This window comes from Marichromatium sp. AB32 (genome assembly GCF_003718675.1).
Lineage (GTDB): Bacteria > Pseudomonadota > Gammaproteobacteria > Chromatiales > Chromatiaceae > Marichromatium > Marichromatium gracile.
In genome coordinates this window covers 33,462-44,732 of record NZ_RHFJ01000029.1, presented here as the reverse complement: position 1 = coordinate 44,732, position 11,271 = coordinate 33,462, and the positions used below count along the sequence as shown (strand labels likewise).

General features: G+C 70.6%; 7 protein-coding genes. All 7 read right to left on the bottom strand.

Going from position 1 to position 11,271, the window contains the following annotated elements; genetic code table 11:
* Window positions 1–1,280, bottom strand: a 1,280-nt coding sequence (locus EBL85_RS10395; RefSeq protein WP_123142873.1) for an NAD(P)/FAD-dependent oxidoreductase, incomplete at its 3' end; no start/stop codon positions are given.
* Window positions 1,281–1,441: 161 nt separating this feature from the next.
* Window positions 1,442–1,714, bottom strand: a complete 273-nt coding sequence (locus EBL85_RS10390; protein ID WP_123142872.1) for a hypothetical protein — start codon at window positions 1,712–1,714, stop codon at window positions 1,442–1,444.
* Complete coding sequence (gene pmbA / locus EBL85_RS10385) at window positions 1,711–3,060, bottom strand: metalloprotease PmbA (protein WP_123142871.1); 1,350 nt, start codon at window positions 3,058–3,060, stop codon at window positions 1,711–1,713. Before pmbA ends, EBL85_RS10390 begins: the two co-directional genes overlap by 4 nt.
* A gap of 71 nt (window positions 3,061–3,131) precedes the next feature.
* Window positions 3,132–4,574 (bottom strand): metalloprotease TldD, encoded by a 1,443-nt coding sequence (gene tldD, locus EBL85_RS10380; protein ID WP_123142870.1) that lies wholly within the window; start codon window positions 4,572–4,574, stop codon window positions 3,132–3,134.
* Between the two features lie 221 nt (window positions 4,575–4,795).
* Window positions 4,796–5,626: a carbon-nitrogen hydrolase family protein gene (locus tag EBL85_RS10375; RefSeq protein WP_062275306.1), complete on the bottom strand. Its 831-nt coding sequence runs from the start codon at window positions 5,624–5,626 to the stop codon at window positions 4,796–4,798.
* Window positions 5,627–5,774: 148 nt separating this feature from the next.
* Window positions 5,775–9,620, bottom strand: a complete 3,846-nt coding sequence (locus tag EBL85_RS10370; protein ID WP_123142869.1) for a YhdP family protein — start codon at window positions 9,618–9,620, stop codon at window positions 5,775–5,777.
* A gap of 93 nt (window positions 9,621–9,713) precedes the next feature.
* Entirely contained in the window at window positions 9,714–11,168 is a 1,455-nt protein-coding gene (rng, locus tag EBL85_RS10365) for a ribonuclease G (RefSeq protein ID WP_123140152.1), read from the bottom strand.
* Between the last annotated feature and the right edge of the window lie 103 nt (window positions 11,169–11,271).

The following is an 11,271-nucleotide window of genomic DNA, read 5'->3' as shown; positions in this document are numbered from 1 at the left end:
GTGCGCGCGGGCGCCCAGGACGGGGGCGCGCCGAGCGCCTCGGCCACCTCCAGCGCCGCGCGCAGTCCGTCCTCATGGAAACCGTAGCCGAGATAGGCGCCGCTGAACCACAACCGGTCGCGGCCCTGGATCTCGCCGATGCGCTGCTGCGCCTCCATCGCCCGGGCATCGAACAGCGGGTGATCGTAGTCGAGTTCGGCGAGCACATGTTGCCGGGCCGGCGCCCGATGCGGGTTGAGGCTGACGAAGACATCGCGCTCGGGCGGCAGTGCCTGCAGGCTGTTCATCCAATAGGTGATGGTCACCGGCAGGCTGGCCGGATCGCCGCGATGACGCAGATAGTTCCACGACGACCACACCCGGCGGCGGCGTGGCATCAGCGTCCGATCGGTATGCAGATAGACCTTGTTGGCCTGATAGCGGAAGCTGCCGAGCAGTTCGCGCTCGCGCGCGCTCGGCGACTCGATCAGCGACAGCGCCTGATCGGCGTGACAGCCGAACACCACCGCATCGAAGCCGAGCCGCTCCCCGCCGGCGGTCTCGACCTCGACCCCGCCCTCGACCCGCCGCACTCGGCGCACCGGGGTCGAGGTGCGCACCTCGCCGCGCATCCGTTCGAGGATACGGGCGACATAGGCGCGACTGCCGTCGCGCACCGTCTCCCACTCGGGCCGGTCGATCAGATCGAGCAATCCATGGTTGGAGAAGAAGCGGGCGAAGGCGAGGAAGGGGAAGTCGAGCATGTCGGCGGTCGGACAGGACCAGATCGCGGCGGCCATCGGCAGCAGATAGTCCTCGGCGAAACGCCGCGAGTAACGCCCGCGCTCGAGAAACCCACCCAGGGTCAGGGTGGTGCCGGGATTGGAGTTGATGAAGGCCTTGGCGGCGGTGTTGAAACGCAGGATCTCGCCGAGCATCCGCCAGAATCCCGGACGCACCAGATTGGCGCGCTGGCCGAACAGGGAGTTGAGGCCGGAGCCTGCATACTCGATCGCGCCATCATCGAGACTGGCGGCGAAGGACATGCTGGTGGGATAGCTCTCGACCCCGAGCTGCTCGAACATCGCACACAGCAGCGGATAGTTGCGGCGGTTGAACACCATGAACCCGGTATCGACCGGGAAGCGCCCGGCGACCCCCTCGACCTCCAGGGTATGGGTATGACCGCCGACATAGTCGTTGCGCTCGAGCAGGATCACCCGATAGCGCGCATCCAGCATCCAGGCGGCACCGAGTCCACCGATCCCGCCGCCGATCACTCCGATGGTTTCCACTGGCATCGTCTGATCCCGAATCGCTTCGGCCCCCTCCGTCCGTGATACGTGCGCCAACGCGCCCCTCCCGGGAACATCGAGCCCCATCGCGAGGGATCAAGTCATCGACACACGCAGATTTCCCGCCATCATGCCGTGGTTGCAACGCCGAGACGACGAGCGGCACATCAACCGCGTACCACGGCCTCGATCTGCGCACGCAGCTGGCGCCACTCCGAGGTGGCGACGCCGCCCGTCGCCAGCGTCTCCATCAAACCATAGGCGATCGACCGATGCGCCGGCTCCAGGTCGGCGAGCTTGTCGAGCCGGAACAGAGAGCCCGAGCGCGGCTGCTCGAGGGTGCACACCAGGGCATAGAGGGTGAGCGCCGAGGCCGAGCCCGGCGCCGCCGCGATCGCCGCCAAGGCCTGCTCCAGCGGTTGCGCCGCGGCGGCGGTCATTCGCCGGCGACCGTCATCCGCTCGATCAGCCAGGAGCCGGTGCGGGTGCTGCCGGGGAAGTCGCAGTCATCACCGACGGCCACCAGGTTGGCGAACATCTCGCGCAGGTTGCCGGCGATGGTCACCTCCTCGACCGGATACTGGATCTCGCCGTTCTCCACCCAGAACCCGGCGGCACCGCGCGAATAGTCGCCAGTGACCATGTTGAGCCCGTGCCCCATCAGCTCGGTGACCATCAGCCCGGTGCCCATCTCGCGCAACAGCGCAGCGCGATCGAGCGGTCCCGAGTCGATGGTGAGGTTACGCACCCCGCCGGCATTCGCGGTGCTCGGCATCCCCAACCGACAGCCGGAATAGGTATCGAGCACATAGGTCTGCAGCACCCCGTCGCGCACCAGGTCCTTGGCCCGGGTCGCCACCCCGTCGCCGTCGAAGGGTGCGCTGGCCAGCCCCCGCGGCAGCAGCGGCTGCTCGTGGATGCGCACGAACTCGGGGAAGATCTGCTCATCGAGGCTGTCGAGCAGGAAGCTCGCGCGCCGATAGAGGCTGCCGCCGCTGATCGCCCCGATCAGCCCGCGCAACAGCCCGGTGGCGACCTCGGCTCGGAACAGCACCGGCACCTTGCGCGTGCCCAGACGACGCCCGTTGAGCCGGGCCACGGTGCGTGCGGCGGCGCGCGCGCCGATGCGCGCGGCGGCATCGAGATCCTCGGGGGCACGCGCCGAACTCCACCAGTAGTCGCGCTGCATCGACTCGCCCTCCTGGGCGATCACCGCGCAGTTGAGCCCGTGTCGGGTGCTCGGATAGCCCCCGATGAAGCCGTGACTGTTGCCATAGACACGCAGTCCGAAATGGGTCGAGAGGCTCGCCCCCTCGGAGTTGACGATGCGTGGGTCATGACCGCGCGCGGCCTCCTCGCACTCGACGGCGAGGGCCACGGCGGCGTCGACCCCGATCGGCCAGGGGTGACAGAGATCGAGGTCGGGCACCTCGCGCGCCATCAGCTCGGGCGCGGCAAGATGGGCGCAGCTGTCCTCCTGGGTGTACTCGGCGATGGCGCAGGCGGCGCGCACCGCGTCGCGCACCGCCGCCGGCGACAGGTCGGTGGTGCTGGCCGAGCCGCGGCGGTGACCGAAATAGACGGTGACGCCGAGCCCGTTGTCGCGGATGTGCTCGACCGTCTCGACCTCGCCCAGCCGCACCGCGACCTCGAGTCCGGTGCTGCTGCCGACCGAGGCCTCGGCCGCACTCGCGCCCTGGCGCTCGGCCTCGCGCAGCAGCTCCTCGACGCTCTCCTGCAGCCGCGCCAGACGCTCGGCGGTATCCTCTGTGGCACTGATGGACATGCGGTTTCCTTCAGACTGGATTGAATTCGACACGCGTCGCGACCCAGGATCAAGACCGGGTCGCGACGGACTCAGGCGCTGGTGCCGCCGACGGTGAGCGCATCGATGCGCAGGGTCGGCTGCCCGACCCCGACCGGCACGCTCTGTCCGTCCTTGCCACAGGTCCCGACACCCTCGTCGAGCTTGAGGTCGTTGCCGATCATGCTCACCCGGGTCATCACCTCGGGGCCGTTGCCGATCAGGGTTGCGCCCTTGACCGGCCGACCGATCCGACCGTTCTCGATCAGATAGGCCTCGCTGGCGCTGAACACGAACTTGCCCGAGGTGATGTCGACCTGGCCGCCGCCGAAGTTGGCGGCATAGAGCCCCTTGTCGACCGAGGCGATGATCTCGCCCGGATCACGATCCCCGGCAAGCATATAGGTGTTGGTCATGCGCGGCATCGGCAGATGGGCGTAGGACTCGCGCCGCCCGTTACCGGTGGGCGCCACGCCCATCAACCGGGCATTGAGCTTGTCCTGCATGTAGCCGCGCAGGATGCCGTCCTCGATCAGCACCGTCTCCTGGGTCGGGGTGCCCTCGTCGTCGATCGCCAACGAGCCGCGCCGTCCCGGCAGGGTGCCGTTGTCGACCACCGTCACCCCGGGCGCAGCCACCCGCTCGCCGAGCCGCCCGGCGAAGGCTGAGGTGCCCTTGCGGTTGAAGTCGCCCTCGAGCCCGTGACCGACGGCCTCGTGCAACAACACCCCGGGCCAGCCGGGACCGAGCACCACCGGCATGGTGCCGGCCGGGGCCTCCTCGGCCTCGAGGCTGGTGAGGGCGAGACGCACCGCCTCGCGGGCGAAGCCGAGCGCCCGCTCCTCGGCGAGGAAGAAGCCGAGATCGGTGCGCGCACCGCCGCCGCTCGAGCCCTGCTCGCGACGCCCGTCGGCCTCGACGATCACGCTCACGTTCATCCGCACCAGCGGGCGCACGTCGGCAGCCAGCGAACCGTCATCGGCAAGCACCAGCACCACATCGTGCGCCGCCACCAGGCTGGCGGTCACCTCGCGCACCCGTGGGTCGGCGGCGCGCGCCTCGGCGTCGACGCGACGCAGCAGCGCGATCTTGTCGGCGTTCTCGAGACTGTCGATGGGGTTGATCGGCGGGTACAGGGCAGCGGCCGGCGCCTTGGCTCCGACCGCGACGCTGTGCCCCCGACCGCCGCGGGCGATCGTCCGCGCCGCCTCGGCGGCCTGCGCCAGGGCCGGGAACTGCAACTCGTCGGAGTAGGCGAACCCGGTCTTCTCGCCGCAGATCACCCGCAGCCCGGCGCCCTGCTCGATGTTGAAGTTACCGTCCTTGATGAGACCGTCCTCGATCACCCAGGACTGCAGGCGGCTGGACTGGAAATAGATGTCGGCGGCGTCGACCGAGGCACCGGCGAGCAGCCCGAGCAGACGGTCGAGATCACCGTCGGAGAGACCGACCGGCGCGAGGATGCTGTCGCGCGCGAGCGCTAGTGAATCGTTCATCGGATCTAGAGGACTCCTGGGGAGCATCTCCCCGACCGTGACCGGCCGAGGGGTGAACTGGCGGGCCCGAAATGGACGTGGGACGAGGCAGCTTCAGCGCAGTGCCGTGCAACCGGTCCCCGCCCCCCTCGGCACGAGCAGGGACTGCTGGGACCCGGGGGGGATGCCCCCCCCGGAGCGGGTCCGCCGGCGGCGGGACCCTTTGCGATCTAGCTGAGGCTTCAGCCGTGACATTTCAAACGGCGGTGCTCGATGGTCGGGAAATTGCGACGCACCGACTCGAGGAACTCCTCGTCGACCGGGCAGCAGATGCTGCCGGCCCCGCGCGGCACCTGCGCCAGCACCGAGCCCCAGGGGTCGACGATCATGGTATGACCATGGGTCTCGCGCCCATTGATGTGGAAACCACCCTGGGCGGCGGCGACCACATAGACCAGGTTCTCGATGGCGCGCGCGCGCACCAGGGTCTCCCAGTGCGCCTTGCCGGTGATCGCGGTGAAGGCCGAGGGCACCACCAGGATCTCCACCCCGCGATCGAGCATCTTGCGGAACATCTCCGGGAAGCGCAGATCGTAGCACACCGCCACGCCGAGCCGTCCCAGCGGGCTGTCGATCACCACCACCTCGTCACCGGCCTCGATCGCGGCCGACTCGTGATAGCGCTCGTCGACCTCGGGCAGACTGACATCGAACAGATGGATCTTGTCGTAACGCGCCACCCGCTGGCCCTGGTCGTCATAGACCATGCACGCAGCGCGAACCTTGGACGAGTCCTCGGCCACCATCGGGATGGTGCCACCGACCAGCCACACGCCGTACTGCTTGGCCACCCGCGCGAGGAAGGCCTGCAGCGGCCCCTCGCCGTCCTCCTCGCGGAGGGTGAGTTGGTCCTGGTCGCGCTTGCCCATGAAGGCGAAGTTCTCGGGCAACACCACCAGCTGCGCGCCGCCCTCGGCCGCCTCCTTGATCAACCGCTCGGCCTCGAACAGGTTCGCGCTCACGTTGGGGCCGGTCGCCATCTGCACCGCCCCGACCTTGGGTTTCGCATTCATCGTCTGCACCGCCTCGCCGGTCCGGTCGGCCCGCGACCTCGCCGATCTCCGCCTTTGCGTCCGAGCAGCCACCCGCCGATGGCGGCGACTGCGTACCTATCGGAAAGATACCATCCCCCCGGTCGAGCCGAAACCGCCGACCGCGCGCTCACTCGAGAAACAGGTTCACCGGCTCGTCGCGACTCGGCGTCTCGTCCTCGGCGACGGACTGCACCAGCTGCGGATCCCAGCCCAGCGGCGTCACCCGCGGCTCGCCCCAGGGACCGCTGACCCGGTACTGATAGCGCCCCAATCGGTCGATGGCGTTCCCCGCCACCCGGTCGACCAGATAGACCGCGGCGCCGACCACGGGACCGCCGGCCACGGCGCTGGCCAGGGCGACGCTGGAGCCGAGCTTGGGCTCGAGCACCACGGTCTGATCGAAGCGCCGCTCGACCAGATCGGTCAGCCCGCCGATGATCAGCCGGCTCGAGGGACCGACCACCTCGAAGCGATCGCTGCCGGCCTGACCATCGGCGAGCAGCAGTCGTCCCTGCATCCGCTCGAAGGCGAAGCCCTGGGCATAGAGATCGCTGAAGTCGAGCGCCAGACGGCGGCTGATCGCGCCCAGGTTGAGGAAGCCGAGCACGCGTCCCACCCCGGGCTCGAGTTCGAGCAGGCGCCCGGCGCCGATGTCGACGTCGATCCAGCCGTGGGTACGCGCCAGCGCGTAGTCACCGGGCGCGCCCGGCCAGTCGAGTTCGGCATGGGCGTCGACCGGTGCGCCCTCGAGCACGCTGCGATAGCCGAGCCGGCGCAACAACTCACCGAGATCGCCCGACTCCAGCGCCAGGGTGACCCGGCTGTGACCGCCGCCGGGGCCGTCGCGCCAGTTCGCCGAGCCGCTCAGCGCGAGCCGCTCGCCATCGCTCAGACGCAGCCGGGGGATGCCGATGCCGGCGGCGCTCGGCCGCAGCTCCAGGGCCAGCCGACCGAGCCCCTCACCGCCCCAGCGCAGATCGCTGACGGCGAGATCGAGCGCCGGCCAGTCGCCCGGCGCGCGCGCCGCGCTCCCGGCGCCACCACCGCTGGCGAGCAGGGCGTCGAGTTCGAGCCGATCGAGATCGAGCCGCAGCGGCGCGTCGGGCGCGCCCGGCGCAGTGGGCAGCACCACCTGCCCGGCCAGCTCGCGGCTGTCGAATCCCAGGCGCCAGCCGCGCGCCTCGGGCGCCAGCGCAAGCGTGGCACGATGCAGCCGCAACGCGCCGAGACGCGCCTCCTCGGCGGCGACCTCGACCCCGACGAGCGGCGTGGCACCCGCGCCGCCACCCGGGCGCCGACGCGCCCAGGTCGACCAGGCATCGAGATCGAGCCGCTTCACCCGGCCGTCGATGAACAGCCCGTCGCGCCCCGGCCGGGGCGCGGCGCCGTCGAGACGCAGATGGGCGCGCTCGAGCCGCGCCGGCGCCAGCCCCAGGGCGAGATTGACGCCGAGCGAGCCGACCCGACCGGCGACGGCGAGGCGCTGGTCGGGCACCAGGGTGCCGGCGAGGTCGAGCCGCCGCCGACCCTCGGCGCGCTTGCCGAGCGGCGCCGGCAGCGCCAGCGCCAGCCCCTCGAGGCCGCTCTCCAACCGCCAGTCGAGCCGGGGGGCGGAGGCGCCCAGCTCGGCGTGGGCCAGCCCCAGCGTCAGGCGCCAGTCGAGTTCGCCGTCGAGGCTCGACCACAGCGGCGCGGGCAACTGCGCGGCCAGGGTCTCGACCGGGGTGCGCGAGGCGGCATCGAGCACCACCCGCTCGGGCTCGGTGCGCAGCGCCAGTTGCAGCGGCCGCCCCCAGAGTCGGGCGGTCATCGACTCGGTCGCGACCCCCTGGGTGTCGAAGGAGAGTGCGCCATCGAGATCGGCCAGTCGCAGCGGGGTCTCGATCAGGCGCAGCGCGGCATCGTCCTCGGGCCAGGTCAGGCGCCCGCTGAGCGCCAGCGGCTGCTCGCGCTTGAGCGGCAAGCCGATATCGAGCGCCAGGTGCGAGTCACCGCTCGCCTCGAGCCGCGCGGCCAGGGCGCCGAGGCGCGTGCGCAACGGGCTCTCGCGCAACACCCGCACGCCGTCGGCGAAGGGGCCATCGGCCTCGGCATGGATCTCCAGCACCCGGCTGTCGCGCAGATCGGGGAGCCGCGCCCAGCCGGCGCTGACGTCGCTGTCGAGGACGCGCGCCCGGTCGAGACGCACGCTCATGCCCTGGTTGAGAAAGCGCAGCTCGCCGCTGGCCCCCTCCAACGGGGGATAGCCGGGGAGATAGTCGAGCCGGGTGTCGGCATAGTCGAGACGCAACTCGAAGCGCCCCTCCTGAGCACGGAAGGGGTAGGCGGCCAGCGGGCCGCGAAACAGCACCTCGGCCTCGGGCACCCGACCGGCGACGATGGCGCGCTCCAGCCAGGCGACCAGACGCGGGTGCATCTGTCCGACCGGGAGATAGCTGCGGGTCTGGGCGGCGTCGCCGTCGTGGAAACGCGCGCGCAGATCGAGCAGCGGGCTGGCGCCGGCGCCGGGCAGGTGGAGGCTGAAGCGCGCGTCACCGGCGAGATCGGCGGTGGCCAGTTCGAGCGACTCGGCCGCCAGCTGCCAGCCGTCATCGGCATGACGCCAGCGCAGCGTGCCGTCGAGTCGGGAGAACGCCAGCGGCCGATCGAACAGCGGCGCCAGATCGAGCGCGAAACGACGCGGCGCAAGCGCCAGCCGCCCGCCGTCCTGGTCGACGCTGAGCGTCCCGTCGAGCCCGCTGAGACCGGGCCAGTGTCCGTGACGATCGAGACCGATCCCGACGAGCCGGGCGTCGAGACGCCAGCGCGGCGGCGCATCGACCGGCAGCGCCACCTCCAGGGCGCAGGCATCGAGCCGGCCACGCGGGGCGCTGGCCAGGAGCCCGGCGAGCGCGTCCGGCAAGGGGCGCGGACTGGCACGCAGCAGGGTGCCGAGCGCGGCGAGATCGAGGGTACGGGATTCGGCGACGAGCGCGCGCGCGCGCCCTCTGGGGTCGAGATCGAGCGCGAGGTCGCCGATCGCCACCGCGCCGCCCGCGGCCCCGACAAGATCGAGGTCGGCCAACCGTAGCCGCCAGCCGTGGCGATCCGGACGCAGCTGCGCCAGCGTCCGCACCCGACGCAACACCGGCTCGCCCGCGGCGCTGGCCAGCCCGTCGAGGGCCAGCGCCAGACTGGCGCCGGCCAGCCGGCCGGGCACCAGCTCGGCCCACAGCTCGACCTCGCCGCCGGCGACCCGGGGCAGCGCCTGCCCCGCCCATTGCGTCGGCAGCGCCTCCAGCCGCGAGGCCGCCACCCGCGCCGCGACGTGCCCCCACCAGCGCGCCGGTTCGCGCAGTGGTCCGTGCAACCGGGCGCGTGCCTCGATGCGCCCGGCGAGCGCCGGCACGGCGGCGGCGAGCGCCACCCGGCGACCATGCCAGCCGTTGTCCAGGGTCAGCGTCAGCCCGTCGAGACGCAGCGGAGCGGACAGCTGCGGATCGTGATAGTCGAGATCGATGTCGGTGAGCGTCACCCGTCCTCGCTCGAGCAATCGCACCAGCCCCTCGGGGTCGCCGCCGCCGAGTCCGTCGAGTGCGGGCAGGGACAGCCGCCCGGCGCCATCGCGCACCAAGCTCAACTGGCCACCGGCGAGCCCCAGTCCGGCGAGCCGGGGGGCGCCGGCGCGCAGCGAAGCGAGTGGCGCGAGCTCGATCGCCAGGGTGTCGAGTCGCAGCGGCGCCGCTGCACCCGGGGTGCGCAGCACCAGGCCATCGAGCGCCAGATAGGGACGCAGCCCGACCAGTCCGGCACGCAGCCGCTCGGCCTCCAGCTCGACGCCGAGCGCGGCAGCGACCGAGCGCAGCAACGGCTGGCGATAGTGATCGATCAGCGAAAGCCCGACGCGAACGCCGGTGAGCGCGAGTGCGCACACCACCAGCACGACGAGCATGGACCTGGACAGGGGCGCGTAGAGACGACGGATCGAGGACATGGGCAGTGCTTCGCGGCTGGCGTGAACGGGTGGCGGAGCGCCGCGACCGGGGACCGGTCCGCGAGACCCGGTCGAACGCCCCGGGGCGTTCGGTCAGATCAGCACCACGTCATATTGTTCCTGAGTATAGAGCGCCTCGGCCTGGAGCCGGATCGGTCGACCGATGAACTCCTCGAGTTCGGCCAGGTGTGCCGACTCCTCGTCGAGCAGCCGGTCGACCACCTCCTGGGAGGCGAGCACCAGCAGGCTCTCGACGTCGAACTGACGCGACTCGCGCATGATCTCGCGGAAGATCTCGTAGCAGGTGGTCTCGGCGGTCTTGATCGAGCCGCGACCGCCACAGCAGGGACAGGGCTCGCAGAGCACGTGCTCGAGCGACTCGCGGGTACGCTTGCGGGTCATCTCCACCAGACCGAGCGAGGAGACCTCGGTGATATGGGTCTTGGCGTGATCGCGTGCCAGACACTTCTCGAGGGCACGCAGCACTTGGCGCTTGTGCTCATCCTCGGTCATGTCGATGAAGTCGATGATGATGATGCCGCCGAGGTTGCGCAGGCGCAACTGCCGACAGATCGCCTGCGCCGCCTCGAGATTGGTCTTGAAGATGGTCTCCTCGAGGTTGCGATGACCGACGAAGGCGCCGGTGTTGACGTCGATGGTGGTCATCGCCTCGGTCTGATCGATCACCAGGTGACCGCCGGACTTGAGGCTGACCTTGCGATGCAGCGCCTTGCGGATCTCGTCCTCGACCCCGTAGAGATCGAACAGCGGACGCTCGCCCTGGTAGAGGTCGATACGATCCTTGATCTCGGGGATGTACTTGGCGGCGAAGGGGATCGCCTTGTCGACCATGGCGCGCGAATCGATGCGCACGCGCTCGACGTCCGGGGTGACCAGATCGCGCAGCGCGCGCAGCGCCAACGGCAGGTCCTCGTGGATCAGGCCGTCGCCGGAGGCGTTGGCGCAGCGCTCCTTGACCCCGCGCCAGAGCCGATCGAGGAAGCCCATGTCGCGCACCAGCAGGTGCTCGTCGACGCCTTCGGCGGCGGTGCGGGCGATGAACCCGCCCTGCCCGTCGTGATCGTCGACGAAGGCCTGGAGGATATCGCGCAGGCGCCGCCGCTCGTCCTCGTCGTCGATCTTCTGCGACACGCCGATGCCGCCGAGGGCGGGCATGCACACCAGATAGCGCGAGGCGACCGAGATGTTGGTGGTCAGCCGCGCACCCTTGGTGCCGAGCGGGTCCTTGACCACCTGGACGACGATCGGGTCGCCCTCGACCACCAGGTCCTGGATGTGCTCGCTGAGCGGCTCACCATGGGGACCGATGATGTCGGACGCGTGCAGGAAGGCGGCGCGCTCCAGACCGATCTCGACGAAGGCCGCCTGCATCCCCGGCAGCACCCGACAGACCCGGCCCTTGTAGACATTGCCCACCAGACCGCAACGTTCGGCGCGTTCGATGATGATCTCCTGCACCACGCCGTTCTCGACCACGGCGACACGAGTCTCGGGTGGCGTGACATTGATCAGGATCTCTTCGCTCACGGGAGGTTCTCACTTATGGATTTGGATATGGAGATGGGGGCGCGCGCGCCTGGCGGCACGCGCGCGAAAACCATGAGCCGGCGGTCGCGCCGCGACCGGCGGC

Bases quoted from the DNA above. Each gene is read 5' to 3' on its own strand.
- EBL85_RS10370 (WP_123142869.1), bottom strand. From the start codon at position 9,620: ATGTCCTCGATCCGTCGTCTCTACGCGCCCCTGTCCAGGTCCATGCTC.
- pmbA (WP_123142871.1), bottom strand. From the start codon at position 3,060: ATGTCCATCAGTGCCACAGAGGATACCGCCGAGCGTCTGGCGCGGCTG.
- EBL85_RS10375 (WP_062275306.1), bottom strand. From the start codon at position 5,626: ATGAATGCGAAACCCAAGGTCGGGGCGGTGCAGATGGCGACCGGCCCC.
- tldD (WP_123142870.1), bottom strand. From the start codon at position 4,574: ATGAACGATTCACTAGCGCTCGCGCGCGACAGCATCCTCGCGCCGGTC.
- EBL85_RS10390 (WP_123142872.1), bottom strand. From the start codon at position 1,714: ATGACCGCCGCCGCGGCGCAACCGCTGGAGCAGGCCTTGGCGGCGATC.